General features: G+C 73.9%; 13 protein-coding genes and 1 riboswitch. Of the genes, 6 read left to right on the forward strand and 7 right to left on the reverse strand.

The features are described 5' to 3' along the window. Positions 1-171 precede the first annotated feature (171 nt). On the reverse strand, positions 172-1455 hold the full coding sequence (locus ACZ6A9_RS03665; RefSeq protein WP_468977410.1) for a tetratricopeptide repeat protein: 1284 nt from the start codon (positions 1453-1455) through the stop codon (positions 172-174). A 159-nt stretch (positions 1456-1614) separates the two neighbouring features. Between ACZ6A9_RS03665 and ACZ6A9_RS03670 the strand changes: the two genes are divergently transcribed. The 3 genes from ACZ6A9_RS03670 (at position 1615) to ACZ6A9_RS03680 (ending at position 3950) form a co-directional block, all read left to right on the forward strand. Next, positions 1615-2130, forward strand: a complete 516-nt coding sequence (locus ACZ6A9_RS03670) for a DUF6668 family protein (protein WP_468977413.1) — start codon at positions 1615-1617, stop codon at positions 2128-2130. Between the two features lie 59 nt (positions 2131-2189). Next, positions 2190-3269 carry an amidase family protein gene (locus ACZ6A9_RS03675; protein WP_468977416.1) on the forward strand — a complete coding sequence of 360 codons (1080 nt, stop codon included), beginning with the start codon at positions 2190-2192 and terminating at the stop codon, positions 3267-3269. A gap of 96 nt (positions 3270-3365) precedes the next feature. Further along, positions 3366-3950, forward strand: a complete 585-nt coding sequence (locus ACZ6A9_RS03680) for a flavodoxin family protein (RefSeq protein ID WP_468977960.1) — start codon at positions 3366-3368, stop codon at positions 3948-3950. A 122-nt stretch (positions 3951-4072) separates the two neighbouring features. Here ACZ6A9_RS03680 and ACZ6A9_RS03685 read toward each other — a convergent pair whose 3' ends face one another. The 4 genes from ACZ6A9_RS03685 to ACZ6A9_RS03700 all read right to left on the reverse strand — a co-directional run bounded on the left by ACZ6A9_RS03685 (position 4073) and on the right by ACZ6A9_RS03700 (position 8409). Continuing rightward, positions 4073-4942, reverse strand: a complete 870-nt coding sequence (locus ACZ6A9_RS03685; RefSeq protein WP_468977419.1) for an ABC transporter permease — start codon at positions 4940-4942, stop codon at positions 4073-4075. Beyond that, positions 4929-5903 carry an ATP-binding cassette domain-containing protein gene (locus ACZ6A9_RS03690; protein ID WP_468977423.1) on the reverse strand — a complete coding sequence of 325 codons (975 nt, stop codon included), beginning with the start codon at positions 5901-5903 and terminating at the stop codon, positions 4929-4931. The genes ACZ6A9_RS03685 and ACZ6A9_RS03690 overlap by 14 nt, the downstream gene beginning before the upstream one ends. Before the next feature lie 40 nt (positions 5904-5943). Then, positions 5944-7164 (reverse strand): LolA family protein, encoded by a 1221-nt coding sequence (locus tag ACZ6A9_RS03695; RefSeq protein WP_468977426.1) that lies wholly within the window; start codon positions 7162-7164, stop codon positions 5944-5946. Positions 7165-7398: 234 nt separating this feature from the next. Continuing rightward, positions 7399-8409: a polyprenyl synthetase family protein gene (locus ACZ6A9_RS03700; protein WP_468977429.1), complete on the reverse strand. Its 1011-nt coding sequence runs from the start codon at positions 8407-8409 to the stop codon at positions 7399-7401. Between the two features lie 527 nt (positions 8410-8936). After that, a riboswitch (cyclic di-AMP (ydaO/yuaA leader) is annotated at positions 8937-9107 on the forward strand. A gap of 3 nt (positions 9108-9110) precedes the next feature. Here ACZ6A9_RS03700 and ACZ6A9_RS03705 point away from each other — a divergent pair. After that, entirely contained in the window at positions 9111-9593 is a 483-nt protein-coding gene (locus ACZ6A9_RS03705) for a transglycosylase SLT domain-containing protein (RefSeq protein WP_468977434.1), read from the forward strand. On the opposite strand, the gene ACZ6A9_RS03710 is transcribed toward ACZ6A9_RS03705, so the two are convergent. Next, positions 9557-10429 carry an HAD family hydrolase gene (locus ACZ6A9_RS03710; protein WP_468977437.1) on the reverse strand — a complete coding sequence of 291 codons (873 nt, stop codon included), beginning with the start codon at positions 10427-10429 and terminating at the stop codon, positions 9557-9559. The genes ACZ6A9_RS03705 and ACZ6A9_RS03710 overlap by 37 nt on opposite strands. A gap of 626 nt (positions 10430-11055) precedes the next feature. On the opposite strand from ACZ6A9_RS03710, the gene fahA reads away from it, so the two are divergent. Then, entirely contained in the window at positions 11056-12270 is a 1215-nt protein-coding gene (gene fahA, locus ACZ6A9_RS03715) for a fumarylacetoacetase (protein ID WP_468977440.1), read from the forward strand. A gap of 159 nt (positions 12271-12429) precedes the next feature. Continuing rightward, positions 12430-13371: a M56 family metallopeptidase gene (locus ACZ6A9_RS03720; protein WP_468977445.1), complete on the forward strand. Its 942-nt coding sequence runs from the start codon at positions 12430-12432 to the stop codon at positions 13369-13371. Positions 13372-13417: 46 nt separating this feature from the next. Here ACZ6A9_RS03720 and recQ read toward each other — a convergent pair whose 3' ends face one another. Beyond that, positions 13418-15397, reverse strand: coding sequence for a DNA helicase RecQ (gene recQ, locus ACZ6A9_RS03725; RefSeq protein ID WP_468977447.1), 1980 nt, complete (start codon positions 15395-15397; stop codon positions 13418-13420).

A 15397-nucleotide genomic window follows, 5' to 3' on the forward strand; every position in this document is an offset into this window, starting at 1 on the left:
TCGGTGATCTCCGCGGTGATCCGTCGCCTCAGCGGGCGAATGCGGTCGGGTCCCGCGGCCTCAGCCCGAAGAGCCAGGTGGCCGCCCCCTGCGTCCGCAGCCGCCGCCCGGTCGTCCCCGCGGGTGGTGGTCCGGCGGAGCAGGACCACCAGCCGTGGTGACGAGCGCCGTTCAGGTCTGCCGCGAGCGGGCCCGTTCGGTCAGGCGGCCCATGCGGGCGCGGGCGGACTCCAGCTCCTCGATCTCGTCGGCGGCGGCACCGCCCTCGGCGGCGAGCTCGGTCCACAGGGCGATCAGCTCGTGCCCGAGTTCGAGGCCGAGCAGCGGATCGCGCACCCCGCGCCACGCCGTGGCAGCGCTGCGGACGTTGCCGTAGGCGGCCTCCGCGTCGGAGGCCCGGCGGCAGATCAGGGCCAGGTCGAGGGAGATCCGGAAGGCACGCAGCGGCTCACCGGCCAGGTAGGCGATGTAGGCGGTGAGTTCGCGCAGCCGCAGCACCTCCGGGTGCTCCGGGCCCAGGGTGGCCGACGCCTGCGCCACGGTCTCCTCGGCCAGGCGGGCGGCCGTGTCGATCCGGCCGGACCGGACGGCCTCGTTGACCCGGGCCATGGGCTCCGCGAGGTGGTACTCGCCGGAGGAGCCGGGGGGTTCGTCACCGAGCACCGCTTCCGCCACGGCGTCGAACCCGCGGGGCGGGGTGGGCTTGGGGTCGGGGTCGGTGTCCAGCAGGGCTTCGGGCGCGAGGTCCGGCTCGCGCCGCGCGGTCGGCACCGGCTGCGGGACCGGGACGGGTCGCGGGGTCGGCACCGGCTGCGGGACCGGGGCGGGTTCGGGGTCCGGCTGGGCGGGGTGCGGCCCGGTGTCCATGGGCGGGGGCGGGCCGAACGCGCCCGTCGGGGGCGCGACCGTGCCGGGCGGCGTGCCCTCCGCGGGCTCGGGCACGGACCGGAGCTGGAAGGTCGGTACGGCGTCCCGCGTCTCGGCGACCGGGCGCAGCCTGAACGTGGGGGCGGCGTCCCGCGCGGGGGCCGGCTCCCGGGTCGCCCCCGCTTTCGGCGCGGGGCGCAGCAGGTGGGTCGGCCGGTCCGTGTCGGGCTCCCGCGCGGGCTCGGCCGCGTGCCCCGGCTCCCGGTCCCGTACCGTGCGCAGCCGGTCCGGCTGTGCCGTGAACCGGCTGGAGCCGTCCGGTTCGACCTGGAGCGGGACGACGTAGCCGATGCGCTCGTCGTGCACGGTGGCGAGAACGGCGTGCCCGGAGGCGATGGCGATGCGGTGCAGGCGGTTGAGCACCGCGTGCTGGATCTCCTCCCCGGGCCCCGCGATCACCGCCACCCCGCCGACCGACGCCGCTGCCGCGCCGACGGGTACATGGACGTCGATCGGTGCTGCCGCAAGGTTCGCCGCATCGGCGGCCTGCTGCTGTTCTGGCTGCTTCTCGCGGCTGAGTCGAGACATCGTTCCCTCATTCGGGTCGTACACCTGCCGTCGAGTGTGTCCGTTCGCCCGCGATTCTCACGTCACCGCGTTGTCACAGGCTCGTCCCAACGGCCGCAGGCCCCGGTTCGCGTCCCGCCCGCCGGCATGAGGATCGAGGTGGCGAGCAGGAGAGGGGGCATGCGGACAGGCATGCGACAGGGACCGGAGATCTGGATCCGAGGGCCGGTGGCGGCCCCGGAGGCGCAGGCGGCGGCCCCGCCGGAGCCCGCCCACCCCCACGCGACGGCCCGGCGCTTCTCCTGGGTCGGCCTGCACGGCGGTGCCGGCGTCTCCACGCTCGCCGCCGTCTACGGCGGCCACGACAGCGGACGCGCGTGGCCCGGACCCGCCGGTCCGAGGTCGGTGCTGTTCGTCGCCCGGACCCACGCGGCCGGGCTCGATGCGGTGGTCCCGGCCGTGGAGGCGTTCCGGCGCGGCGAAGCGCCCCGGGGGCTCGACCTGGAGGCCGTCGTCCTGGTGGCGGACGCGCCGGGACGGCTGCCCCGCCCCCTCGCCCAGCGGATCCGGCTGGTCGAGTCGGTGATCGACGTGTACCGGGTGCCGTGGGTGCCCGAGTGGCGCCTGGGCGACGTGAGGGGCCGGCCACCGCACGGGACGGACTCGCCGGCCCGTCTGACGGGGGCGAGGCGCTGAGCGGAGACGGCGGCGCGCGGGAGATCGCCTGCGCCGTGCGCGGGCGCGCGCTCCGTGCGGTGGACGTGGTCGCTCAGGCGCTGGAGCGGATCGGGCGGGCCGATCCGGTGCTCTGCGCCTTCCTCGAGGTGTGGGCCGAGGAGGCGCTGCGGCGGGCGGGTGAGGTGGACGCGCGCGTCGCCGCCGGTGAGCGCCTGCCGCTGGCCGGGGTGCCGCTCGCGGTGAAGGGACGGTACGGGTTGCGGGCGGCGGGCCCGCTGCTCGCGGCCGGCTGTGTCGCCGTGGGCGCCACCTCAGTGCCCGGCCCGGGGACGCCGTGGCGGACGTGGGGGCTCGGCGCGCACGGCCGTACGGTCAACCCGTGGCGGGCGGACCGCACGCCGGGCGGCTCGTCGGCCGGGGCCGCGGTGGCGGTGGCGGCCGGGCTGGTGCCGCTGGCGACGGGCAGTGACGGGGCGGGCTCGGTCCGGATCCCCGCGGCGTGGTGCGGGGTGGTCGGACTGAAGGTCACCGGCGGCCGCCTCGCGTCGCCGGACCGTACGGGGCTGGCCGCACCCGGTGTCCTGGCCCGGACGGCCGCGGACGCGGCGGCCTGGTGGGGGGTGGTCCGGCCGGCCGGACCGGACCGGGCGCCCGCGGACTTCCCGGTCCCCGCCGTCTGGTCCCCCGATCTCGGCTTCGCCCGGCCCGACCCGGAGCAGGCCGCCCTGGCCCGGTCGGCGGCCGGCCGGCTCGTCGAGGCGGGAACCGTACGGCTGGTGCGGCGCCCGGAGCCTCCCGTGCTCCTGGACCCGGCCCGGGCCTGGTCGGGCCTGCGCACCCCCGGTGCCGACCGGGCCGGCGCCCATCGTGTCCGCGCCGGTAACGACCGCCGCCTGGACGTCCTCTTCTCCGGCGCCGACCTGCTGCTCACCCCGACGACACCCACCGCGCCGCATGGCCACGAGGGCCCGGGTGACCGCTACTCGACCGCGCTCACCTGGGCGTTCAACGTCAGCGGGCACCCCGCGCTCAGCGTGCCGGCCGGATTCGGCGCCGACGGCTGCCCGGCGGGGCTCCAGCTGGTGGCGGCGCACGGCCGGGAGGATCTGCTGCTCGCCGTGGCACGGGAGGCGGAACGGCGCGGGGCCACCGCCTGAATCCCCTTGCGGCGAAAGCCCCTTGGACATCTGCTTGCATGTACATAAGATGCAGGAGCCTGCAATTGGCGTACGCCGAGCATTTAGGGGATGATCATGACGCGCCGTTTCCTCTTCGTCCTGGGCAGTGCCCGCCCCCACGGCAACACCGAGCTGCTGGCCCGCCGGGCCGCCGAACAGCTGCCCCCGGACGTGGAGCAGCAGTGGATCGACCTCACCGACCACCCCCTGCCGGACTTCGAGGACCTGCGCCACGACAGCGACCACGTCCGCCCGACCGAGGGCCCCGTGGCGCGGCTCCTGGACGCCACCCTCGCCGCGACCGACGTGGTGATCGCCTCGCCGCTGTACTGGTACTCGGTGTCCGCGCAGACCAAGCGCTACCTGGACCACTGGGCGGGCTGGCTGCGCACTCCCGGCCTGGACTTCCACGCGGCGATGGCGGAGCGCACCCTGTGGGGCGTGACCGCCCTCGCCCACGAGGAGCCGGCCGTCGCGGACCCGCTGATCGGCACGCTGAACCACTCGGCCGCGTACATGGGCATGCGGTTCGGCGGGGTGCTGCTCGGCAACGGCAGCAAGCCGGGTGACGTCCTGAACGACACCGGCGCCCTGACCCGGGCGAAGACGTTCTTCGCCGGGGAGGCACCCCTCGCCCGCTACCCGTACGAGGCGGCCTGACCCCCACGGTCCACCGGGCCGGGCCGCACCTCGCCCGGCGCCTCGCCGCGAACGGAGTACGCGGGGGAGTCGCCCATGGGCGGACCGTCGCATCCGACGGCTCGCCCGGGCCCTCGCGTCTCCTACGCGGTGATGTCCTTCGTCGTGAACCGCGCCCAGGCCGCCGAGCCGAACACGGCCGCGTAGAGGGCCTGGAGGCCGAGGTTCCTGGTCAGGTCGTCCCAGTGCACCGGCTCGCGCATCAGGTCGGCGAAGGACAGCCAGTGGTGGGAGAAGAGGTAGGGGTGCAGGGCGTGCAACTGGGGGATCTGGTCGAGGATCTGCACCGTGATCAGCAGGCCCACCGTGGTCGCCATCGCCGCGACGCCGCTGTTGGTCAGCGTGGAGACGAACAGGCCGAGGGCCGCCACTCCGGTCAGTGACGCGGCGACGACCAGGGCGGTCAGCAGGGCTCTGCCCAGGCCCTCGGCGAAGCCGATCCGGGTGCCGGAGAGGGTCGTGAGGTCGCCGAGCGGGAAGAGCAGCGCGCCGGTGATCAGGGCAGAGACCGCCACGACGAGGGTGGCGACCAGACAGAACGCCATGACCGTCGCGTACTTGGTGAGCAGCAGGCGGGTCCGGCCGGCGGGGGCGACGAGGAGGTAGCGCAGGGTGCCGGCGTTCGCCTCGCCGGCCAGGGCGTCGCCCGCGACGACCCCGATCGCCATCGGCAGGAAGAACGGCAGCGTGGCGGCGAGGGCCGTGAACACCAGGAACAGCCCGTTGTTGGTGATCTGGGAGATGAACGCCGGCCCGCCCCCGCCGCCCCCGGCCGACGAACCGTCACCGGTCTCCATCCGCACGGCGATGCCGACCAGGACCGGTACGGCCGCCAGCACACCGAGCAGGGCGAGGGTGCGCCAGCGCCGGAAGGTGGTGAGCAGTTCGCTGCGGAACAGGCCGGCGGACCACAGCGGGTTCGGCCTGCGGAGCGCCGCGTCAGCCCGCGACATCGAATCCCTCCCCGGTCAGCGCCACGAACGCGTCCTCCAGCGAGGCCCGTTCGACTCCGAAGCCGCGCACTCGGACGCCGGCGTTCACCAGCGCCGCGCTGACCTCGGCGAGGTCGCGCTCGGGTGCCTCGCCGGTCACCCGTTCCTCTTCCACGACGACATCGGCGACCCCCTGCTCCTTGAGCACCCGGGCCGCCTCCGCCGGGTCCGGTGTGGTCACCACCAGCCGCCCCCGGGCGCCCGCGGCCAGGTCGGCGACCGGGCCCTGGGTGATCAGCCTGCCCCGGGCCATCACGGCGGCGTGCGTGCACACCTGCTCGATCTCGTCGAGCAGGTGGGAGGAGAGGAAGACGGTGGTGCCGTCGGAGGCCAGTTCGCGCACGAGGGTGCGGATCTCCCGCATGCCCTGCGGGTCGAGGCCGTTGGTCGGCTCGTCCAGGACGAGCAGATGGCGCGGCTGGAGCAGGGCCGCCGCGAGGCCCAGGCGCTGCTTCATGCCGAGGGAGTACGCCTTCGCCTTCTTGCCGGCGGCGGCCGTCAGGCCCACCCGGTCCAGTGCGGCGGCGACACGGGCGCGCCGGGTGCGCGGATCGGCGGTCGGGTCGGCGGCGTCGTAGCGGAGCAGGTTGTCGCGGCCGGAGAGGAAGCCGTAGAGGGCCGGGCCCTCGATGAGGGCGCCGACGTGGGGCAGCACGGCGCGCGCGGAGCGGGGCATGGGGCGCCCCAGGACGCGCGCCGTGCCGGAGGTCGGCTCGATCAGGCCCATCAGCATGCGGATGGTGGTGGTCTTGCCGGAGCCGTTGGGGCCGAGGAAGCCGAAGACGCTGCCCTCCGGGACGGTCAGGTGCAGACCGTCGACGGCGAGCTGTCCGCCGCGGTAGCGCTTGGTGAGCGCCCGGGTGACGATGACTCCGTCACCCGGGTGCGCGCCGTCCGGCTCCCTGGCGGGCGCCTCGTCCATCGGCTCCCTCGTCCCTGTCACGTCGTAAGGTCCCGGGGCCTTACTTCCCCGCGTCGGCCGCCTTCACGAGCGCGTCCTTGGTGACGGCGCCGACATAGACCGTGCCGTCCTCGGTGACCAGGGCGTTGATCAGGCGGGTGCTGAACACCGTGCCGGTGCCGAAGTCGCCCTTGACGCGGTCGCCGAGCGAGTCCATGAAGCCGCCGAGGTCACCGCCGGCGTCACCGGTGGGCAGGCCGCCCGGGGCGCCGCCGTCGAAGGTGGCGATGGTGTTCCAGCCCTTGCCGAGCGTCTTCATCCCGTCGAGACCCTTGGCCAGGTCCTCCTCGGACTTCGGGGCCCGCTCCGGCTTCCCGGAGTGCTCCCGGCCGTCTCCGAGCGCGCCTTCCTCGGTCACCTTCGCGCCCTTGGGCGGGGTGAACTCGAACGTCGAGGCGGCCGGCTTGCCGAAGTCGACCTTGGTGAAGCCGACGTCCACGACGGCCGCGCCGCCGCTCGACGGGGTGAGGGTGAACTTCAGCGGCATGCCGGTCTCGTAATCGACGGCGATGCTGATCGCGCCCACCGTGGAGCCGGACTGCTTCGGCTCGACGACCAGCTTGTAGGCGTCCCGGCCGGCCACCTGGGCGGTGCCGTCGACGGTCACGGACGTGGTGTCGTCGACCGCCTTCAGCGCCTCCTCGGCGAAGTCCTCCGGGGTGGCGGGGGGCTGCCGCTCACGGTCCTCGCCGGAGGCGTCGACCGTGCCGTGGTAGACCTCGTTGGACCCGCTGTCGTAGCCCCAGACGTCCTCGCCGTCGTGGATCAGGCTGTACTCGGCGGCGTCCTCCAGGATCGACACCTTCTGCCGGTCCGGGCCGTCGGCCGCGATCCTCAGCGTGTGCGTGCCGGACGCCAGTTCGGTGAGCTTGGCGGACGGGTCGGCAGAGGAGCCGCCGTCACCGCCCTGCTCCGCCGCGCCGGACATCAGGCCGCTCTCCAGGCCGCCGAGGTCCGGCAGCCCGAGGTCCGTGGTGATCTTCACGGTGCCGGACAGCTGCTCCACGTCCGACTTCGCGATCTTCTCGATGAGCTGCGCGGCGGTGATCTCCGGCAGGTCGGGGTCGCCGGAGCTGGCGATCGCGGGGACGAGCCCGATGGTCGCGGCCGCCACCCCCATCACCGTGACCGGGACGACGTACCGCGCGGCCCTGCGCCGCCTCGTGCGCGGTTCGCCGGCCTCTCCCGCGGTGGTCGTGTGGTCGGATTCGTACGGTGCCATGTGTGCCCTCCGTCGTCGGCGGCGGCTTCCGTCTCGTGTCCACGCACCAGTCTCGCCCTGAGCCGCCATTCTCACCCGAACCGGTGAGAAGTGGTGTTGTCCGTCGTGGTCCATCCGACCAAATCCGGCGGGCGGACGCGTCAGACCCCGGGCTCAACTCCGTGTACTGCTGGGGTATGACACGGAGGGTGGTTCCCTCCCCCGCCCCGTAGGGGTCGAGGGGGGACGGCGGACTCAGCCCGCGCGGTGCACCACCGCGTCGCACAGCTCCACCAGGGCCGCCTTGGCCTCGCACTCGCGCAGCGGGGCCAGCGCCGCGCGCGCCTCCTCGGCGTAGCGGACGGTGTCCCGGCGGGCCTGCTCCAGCGCGGGGTGGGCGCGCAGCAGGCGCAGCGCCTCGGCGTGCCGGGTGTCGTCGGTGAGGTCGGAGTCGAGCAACTCGCACAGGGCGACGTCCTCGGGCAGCCCCAGCCGGGCCGCCCGCTCGCGCAGGCGCAGCACGGGCAGGGTGGCGATGCCCTCGCGCAGGTCGGTGCCGGGGGTCTTGCCGGACTCGTGGGTGTCGGAGGCGATGTCGAGGACGTCGTCGGCGAGCTGGAAGGCGACGCCGAGGCGCTCGCCGTACTGGGTGAGCACGTCCACCACCGTCTCGTCGGCGCCGGACATCATCGCGCCGAACCGGCAGGAGACGGCGACCAGCGAGCCGGTCTTGCCCCCGAGCACGTCCAGGTAGTGGTCGACCGGGTCACGGCCGTCCTGCGGTCCCGCGGTCTCCAGGATCTGCCCGGTGACCAGCCGCTCGAACGCCTCGGCCTGCACCCGCACCGCCTCCGGGCCGAGGTCGGCCAGGATGTGCGAGGCCCGGGCGAAGAGGAAGTCGCCGGTGAGGACCGCGACGGAGTTGCCCCAGCGGGTGTTGGCGCTGTCCACGCCGCGCCGCACGTCGGCCTCGTCCATCACGTCGTCGTGGTACAGCGTGGCCAGGTGGGTCAGCTCCACCACCACGGCGGAGGGCACCACGCCGGGCGCGTAGGGGTCGCCGAACTGGGCGGCGAGCATCACGAGCAGCGGGCGGAACCGCTTGCCGCCGGCCCGCACCAGGTGCTGGGCGGCGCCCGTGATGAAGGGGACCTCACTCTTGGTGGCCTCGATCAGCCCTTCCTCGACAGCCGTCATTCCGGCCTGGACATCGGCTTCCAGAGCCTGGTCCCGCACGCTCAGCCCGAACGGCCCGACGACGGTCACGAGGGGTCTCCTGTCTGCTGGTGTCCACTGGCGATCACACGGAATGTCGATAGGTCGCTGCCCTCACTCAAGTCAGCGTATCCGGTCACGTTTCGATCACCACCGGCACCCGGGGTTACAGGCAGGGCGGTACGGGGCCGGGGGCGGGGTGTTCGCGACCGGGTCGACGGCAGTGGACATTCCCTCCCTTTGGCGGACGTACCGGCACCCACATCACCCCGTCCGGACGTGCGTCCGATTTACCTCTCTTGGTCACCGAATTCCCGTTGGCGGCAAATGCTCTCGCATTCCCCGGCCAGTGAAGTGAGTCACGCGCCGCCCGTGGAGCCCGCCACGCCCGCAGTCCGGCGTGCTCCCTTCCCCTGAACGGGAGTTGACCCTCCGTGAGCACAAAGGATCAAGCACCCCAAATCACCCGTTCGAAGATCAAACGGCTGCTTGTGTGACGCCCTCACTTGTTCCCCCCATCCGCTCTCGCATACGTTCCGGGCCTGCCGGGCGGACGCCGAATCCTGCCACCGCCCGCACCACACCCATCGACGAACTCACGCACGGCAGGAGCGGGGGACCCAGGTAAGTCGCCGCACCGGGCATCGCACCGGGACGGCTCGGGGTGAAGCCATGCCCGCAGGGGCACGGCCGGGCACTCTCCCGCCCGAACCCGACAGCTCACCTCGCAGGCGTAGGAGAGGAACCCAGACATGCCCGCTTCCGGTCAGCCCCGCTTCGGCCGTCGCCGCCTCGCCCGCTCCCTCGCCGTCGCCGGTGCCGGCGTCGCCGTGGTCGCCCTCCCGCTGTTCGGCGCCACCGGTGCCGCCGCGGCCACCACGACGTCCACCACCACTGCCTCGGCCACGGCGTACCCGGACACCCTCGACGGCTGGATCCGCGAGTCGCTGGACGTGATGGCGCAGCACGGCATCCCGGGCTCCTACGAGAGCATCCACCGCAACATCATGCGCGAGTCCTCCGGCAACCCCGCCGCCATCAACCTGTGGGACTCCAACGCCGCCAAGGGCACCCCGTCCAAGGGCCTGCTCCAGGTCATCGACCCGACCTTCCAGGCCTACCACGTGCCCGGCACCGCCTTCGACCCGTTCGACCCGGTCGCGAACATCACGGCGGCCTGCAACTACGCCGCCGACCGCTACGGCTCCATCGACAACGTCTTCGGCGCGTACTGAGCCGACCGCTGACGGCCCAGCACGGCCGCACCACCGAACAGTCGCTCGAGGACGACGGCCACGCCGTCGTCCTCGTTCGACGTGGTGATCTCGTCGGCCACCGCCTTCAGCTCGGGGTGCGCGCCCGCCATGGCGACACCGTGCGCCGCCCAGTCGAACATGGGGATGTCGTTCGGCATGTCGCCGAAGGCGACCGTCCGCTGCGGGCTCAGCCCCAGGTGCTCGGCGGCCAGCGCGAGGCCGGTCGCCTTCGTCACCCCGCACGGCTGGAGCTCCACGGTCCCCGGCCCCGACATGGTGACCGTGGCCAGGGAACCGACCACCGACCGCGCCGCCGCCGCCAACGCGTCGTCGGACAGCAGCGGGTGGCGCAGCAGCACCTTGCTGATCGGCCGCTCCCACAGCTCGCCGCGCCGCTCTACCCGCACGGCGGGCAGCGTCGGGTGCGGCATCAGATAGCCCGGCTCGATCAGCGTCAGCCCGTCGACACCGTCCTGGTCGACCGCGGCGTACACCTCCCCCACCTCGGCCTCGATCTTGCCGACCGCGGTCTCCGCCAGTTCCCGGTCCAGCCGGACGGACCACAGCATCCGGTGCGCGCCGGCGTCGTACACCTGCGCGCCCTGCCCGCACACCGCGAGCCCCGTGCACCCGAGCTGGTCGAGGAGCGGCCGCACCCTGGGGACCGGGCGGCCCGTCACCACGAGGTGCTGGGCACCGGTCTGCGCCACCCGCGCGAGCGCGGCGAGTGACCGGTCGGACACGGTGTCGTCGCCGCGCAGCAGCGTCCCGTCCAGGTCGGTGGCGATGAGCGAACAATCGGTGGGTGCGGCCATGATCAGAGAATACGGACCACGCGCCCCTCCGATTCACCGTGCCCGGTTCCGCTCGCTTCGGTGCGATTCCCCTTCCGTAGTCGCCGGGTAGAGACCGGTTCCGGCCTCTTTCACCGTTTGGCGAGAACATCGGGCATCTTTCACCGTTGGGCGAGAGCATCGGCCGCTGTCTACCGTCCGCCCGGGATGGGGCGGTACCTTCCCAACAGTCCAGGGGGACTTGACCGGGCGGCCAGGTGAGCAGTGGACGCGTGCGCGCGCTGAGCCCGAGGAGCGCGGCGAGGGGGAACGGGAGCGCCGGCGGGAACCGCGCGCCCCGGCGGACGCGCCGCGCAGCCCCTTCATGGAACCGGAGTTCACCACCGCCGTGGGCCGGGTGCGGCCACGGGCCCGGGTGGCGGTGCTGTACGAGGGGGCCGAGCCGACGGCTTTCCTGCCCCACGAGCGGGAAGCCCTGCATGTCCGCCTCGCGCCCGCGCACTCGCCGCCCGCGAGCCACCTCCGGCACCGGCTCCCACACCGGCTCCGGAACTCCGCTCTGCACAAGACCGCCGTCCGGCCCGTAACGTGTGGCACGGCCACGGACACGTGGAGCACCCGCGCACACGAAAGCGAGGCAGCACCCGATGCCCCCCTTCGATGTCCCCGAGGGCGACCCCTTCGGCCCGCACAACCTGCCGTACGGCGTCTTCTCGCCCCCCGGCTCGTCGGAGCGGACCGTCGGCGTCCGGCTCGGCGACCACGTCCTCGACGCCGGCGCCGCGGCGCACGCCCTGGGCTCCCCCTACGCCTCCCTGCTCGCCCGCCCGACCCTCAACCCGCTGCTGGCGGCGGGCCGTACGGCCTGGTCGGACGTGCGGCGGGCGCTCACCGCCTGGGTGACCGTCCCCGCGCACCGGGAGACCGTCGAGCCGCTGTTCCACCCGCTGTCCGAGGTGACCCTGCACCTGCCCTTCGAGGTCGCCGACTACGTCGACTTCTACGCCTCCGAGAACCACGCCCGGAACGTCGGCCGCATGTTCCGCCCCGACGCCGCCGACTCCCTGACGCCCAACTGGAAGCACCTGCCGATCGGTTACCACGGCCGGTCCGGCACGGTCGTGGTGTCCGGCACCGATGTCGTCCGTCCCTCCGGCCAGCGCAAGGCGCCCGCCGACGCCGCCCCGGTGTTCGGGCCGTCCGTCCGGCTGGACATCGAGGCGGAGGTCGGCTTCGTGGTCGGGACCCCGTCCGAGCGGGGCCGGCCGGTGGCGCTCGGCGACTGGCGCGACCACGTCTTCGGCCTCTGCCTCCTCAACGACTGGTCCGCCCGCGACGTCCAGGCCTGGGAGTACGTGCCCCTCGGCCCGTTCCTCGGCAAGTCCTTCGCCACCTCGGTGTCGGCCTGGATCACCCCGCTGGACGCGCTGGACGAGGCCCGCGTGGCCCCGCCGGAGCGCACCCACGAGCTGCTGCCGTACCTGGACGACAGCGGCGAGGAACCCGGCGGCTACGACCTGCGCATCACCGTGACCATCAACGGCCACGACGTCTCCGAGTGCCCCTTCTCCACCATGTACTGGACGGCCGCCCAGCAGCTCGCCCACATGACCGTCAACGGCGCGTCCCTGCGCACCGGCGACCTCTACGGCTCCGGCACGGTCAGCGGCCCCACCGAGCGGGAGCGCGGCTCGCTGCTGGAGCTGACGTGGAACGGCCGTGACCCGCTCGAACTCCCCGACGGCAAGCGGACCTTCCTGGAGGACGGCGACGTGGTGACGCTGTCCGCCTGGGCGCCCGGCCCGGACGGCGTGCGCGTGGGCCTCGGCGAGGTCACGGGACGGGTGGTCCCCGCGCCCTGACCCGTCCGGCCCTGTCCGATCTCCGACGACCCCTGACCCGCACCGCCCTTCGCCGCCATAATGGGCGTCGGGCGGTGCGCGCTTACCCCCGCCGCGCCCCCTCCGCACGACCCGCACGCCCCCGAGCCGCCCCTTCCGACAGGAACCGGAGCCCGTGGCATGACCGTCTGCCTGCTCCTGCTGAGCGTTGTCGCCGTGACGGCCGCCGTGCCCGTCCCCCGGGCGCTGACCCGGGCGAAGTGGCCGGAACGGGAGCCGGTGGTCGCCCTGTGGGTGTGGCAGTGCCTGGTCGCCACCGTCCTGCTGTGCTGTCTTACGGCGCTCGCGCTGGGCGCCGCGGCCGTCTTCGGCACCGTCCGCGCCCAGCTCTTCGCCCCGGCGCCGCCCGCGGTGACCGCGGCCTACGACCTGTCCGCCGCCTCGCCCTGGACCGTCGTCCTCACCGTGCTGCTGGCCTGCGGTGCGGCCTGGACGACGGCGATGCTCGGACGCGAGTTGGTCGAGGCGCGCCGCCGCCGCGCCCAGGCCCGGGCGCACCTGCGGGAGCGCGCCCCCGACCTGCCCGCCGGTCTCCCCGCCGCCCGCGGCCCCCTGCTGGTGCTGGAGGACGAGTACCCGGACGCCTGGTGGATGCCCGGCAGCCCGCCCCAGCTGATCGTCACCACCGGTGCGCTGCGGCGCCTCACCGACCACCAGGTCGACGCCGTCCTCACCCACGAGCGGGGCCACGCCCGCGCCCGCCACGACTGGCTCCTGCACCTCTCCACGGCCCTGGCCACCGGCTTCCCCCGCATCCCGCTGTTCGCCCACTTCTGCGACCAGACCCACCGCCTGGTGGAGCTGTCCGCCGACGACACGGCCTCTCGCCGCTGCGGCCACCTGACCACGGCCCTGGCGCTGATCGAGCTGAACCAGCACCGGGGCGTGCTGTCCTGCTCCTCCAGCCACCGTCTGCTCGGCGAGCGCGTCGACCGCCTGCTGGAGCCGCCGCCCCGCCTCGGCCGCCGTGACCGTGCCCTGACGACCGCCGCCGCGGCGCTGGTCCCGTTCGTCCCGCTGCTGATCACCTTCGCGCCGGGGCTGAACGCCCTGCCCCGGTGATCACCTGGCCGCGCGGCGCCCCGGCCTCCGCCCGAGGCGCGCTCGCCTACATCCAGTCGTCGGGCTCCGGCTCCTCGTCCGGCCAGTCGTCCGGGCCGTCCTGACGGGTGGGCCCGGCGTCCCCCGGCGCCGTCGTCCCGACGTCCGGGCCGTCCTGACGGATGGACCCGGCGTCCCCCGGCGCCGCCATCCCGGCCAGCACCGCCACCACGCCCTCCCCGTACGTCGCCAGCTTCTTCTCCCCCACCCCGCTGATCCCGCCGAGCTCGGCCACCGACGTGGGCCACGCCGTGGCGATCTCCCGGAGGGTGGCGTCGTGGAAGATGACGTACGCCGGGACGCCCTGCTCGCGGGCCTGCTCGCCGCGCCAGGCGCGCAGCGCCTCGAACGCGGGCTGGAGCTCTTCCGGCAGCTCGGCCGCCACGGCCTTGGCCCTGCGTTCGCCCCGGCCGCCCGTACTCCGCGCCGCGGCGGGCTTCTTCGGCTCCTTGCGCAGCGGCACCTCACGCTCCCTGCGCAGCACCGCCCCGCTCGCCTCGGTGAGCACCAGCGTGCCGTACTCCCCCTCGACGGCGAGCAGTCCCTGGGCGAGCAGCTGACGCACCACGCCCCGCCACTCGGCCTCGCTCAGCTCCTCACCGATGCCGAACACCGAGAGCTGGTCGTGGTCGAACTGGATGACCTTGGCCGTGCGCCGCCCCAGCAGGATGTCCACGATCTGCACCGCGCCGAACTTCTGCCCGCGCTCGCGCTGCAGCCGCACCACCGTCGACAGCACCTTCTGCGCCGCGACGGTCCCGTCCCAGGTCTCCGGCGGGATCAGGCAGGTGTCGCAGTTGCCGCAGCCCTCCGCGCCGGGTTCCTGGCCGAAGTAGGCGAGGAGCTGCCCGCGCCGGCACCGCACGGTCTCGCACAGCGCCAGCATCGCGTCCAGGTGCCCGGCCGCCCGCCGCCGGAAGGTCTCGTCGCCCTCCCCGGACTGGATGAGCTTGCGCTGCTGCACGACGTCGCCCAGCCCGTAGGCCATCCAGGCCGTGGACGGCAGTCCGTCCCGCCCCGCTCGGCCGGTCTCCTGGTAGTAGCCCTCCACCGACTTGGGCAGGTCGAGGTGGGCGACGAAGCGGACGTCCGGCTTGTCGATGCCCATGCCGAAGGCGATGGTCGCCACCACGACCAGCCCTTCCTCCCGGAGGAACCGCGACTGGTGCGCGGCGCGTGTCCCCGCGTCGAGGCCCGCGTGGTACGGCACCGCCTCGACGCCGTTGCGCGAGAGGAACTCGGCGGTCTTGTCCACGGAGTTGCGCGAGAGGCAGTACACGATGCCCGCGTCCCCGGCGTGCTCCTCGCGCAGGAAGGTCAGCAGCTGCTTCTTCGGGTCGGCCTTGGGCACGATCCGGTACTGGATGTTGGGCCGGTCGAAGCTGGCCACGAAGTGCCGGGCCTCCGGCATCCTCAGGCGGTCGGTGATCTCCCGGTGCGTGGCGTGCGTGGCGGTGGCCGTGAGCGCGATGCGGGGCACCTCGGGCCACCGCTCGCCCAGCACGGACAGGGTGAGGTAGTCCGGCCGGAAGTCGTGCCCCCACTGGGACACGCAGTGCGCCTCGTCGATCGCGAAGACGGAGATCTTGCCGCGCGAGAGCAGGTCGAGGCTGCTGTCCAGCCGCAGCCGCTCCGGCGCGAGGTAGAGCAGGTCCAGCTCGCCGGCGAGGAACTCCGCCTCGACGGTCCGCCGCTCGTCGAAGTCCTGCGTGGAGTTCATGAACCCGGCGCGCACGCCCAGCGCGCGCAGCGCGTCCACCTGGTCCTGCATCAGGGCGATCAGCGGGGAGACGACCACTCCCGTTCCCGGTCTGACCAGGGCCGGGATCTGGTAGCACAGCGACTTGCCGCCGCCGGTCGGCATGAGCACGACGGCGTCGCCGCCCGCGATCACATGGTCGACGACCGCTTCCTGCTCGCCCCGGAAGGCCTCGAATCCGAAGACCCGGTGCAGCACCGCGAGCGCCTCACCGTCCGTCACTGCCAT

Source organism: Streptomyces sp. NPDC041124, from assembly GCF_055592385.1.

What these genes read in the sequence shown, in the direction of transcription:
- ACZ6A9_RS03710 (WP_468977437.1), bottom strand. Translation starts at nt 10,429, where the DNA reads ATGGCCGCACCCACCGATTGTTCGCTCATCGCCACCGACCTGGACGGG.
- ACZ6A9_RS03720 (WP_468977445.1), top strand. Translation starts at nt 12,430, where the DNA reads ATGACCGTCTGCCTGCTCCTGCTGAGCGTTGTCGCCGTGACGGCCGCC.
- ACZ6A9_RS03685 (WP_468977419.1), bottom strand. Translation starts at nt 4,942, where the DNA reads ATGTCGCGGGCTGACGCGGCGCTCCGCAGGCCGAACCCGCTGTGGTCC.
- ACZ6A9_RS03690 (WP_468977423.1), bottom strand. Translation starts at nt 5,903, where the DNA reads ATGGACGAGGCGCCCGCCAGGGAGCCGGACGGCGCGCACCCGGGTGAC.
- recQ (WP_468977447.1), bottom strand. Translation starts at nt 15,397, where the DNA reads ATGGCAGTGACGGACGGTGAGGCGCTCGCGGTGCTGCACCGGGTCTTC.
- ACZ6A9_RS03670 (WP_468977413.1), top strand. Translation starts at nt 1,615, where the DNA reads ATGCGGACAGGCATGCGACAGGGACCGGAGATCTGGATCCGAGGGCCG.
- ACZ6A9_RS03695 (WP_468977426.1), bottom strand. Translation starts at nt 7,164, where the DNA reads ATGGCACCGTACGAATCCGACCACACGACCACCGCGGGAGAGGCCGGC.
- ACZ6A9_RS03665 (WP_468977410.1), bottom strand. Translation starts at nt 1,455, where the DNA reads ATGTCTCGACTCAGCCGCGAGAAGCAGCCAGAACAGCAGCAGGCCGCC.
- ACZ6A9_RS03705 (WP_468977434.1), top strand. Translation starts at nt 9,111, where the DNA reads ATGCCCGCTTCCGGTCAGCCCCGCTTCGGCCGTCGCCGCCTCGCCCGC.
- fahA (WP_468977440.1), top strand. Translation starts at nt 11,056, where the DNA reads ATGCCCCCCTTCGATGTCCCCGAGGGCGACCCCTTCGGCCCGCACAAC.
- ACZ6A9_RS03680 (WP_468977960.1), top strand. Translation starts at nt 3,366, where the DNA reads ATGACGCGCCGTTTCCTCTTCGTCCTGGGCAGTGCCCGCCCCCACGGC.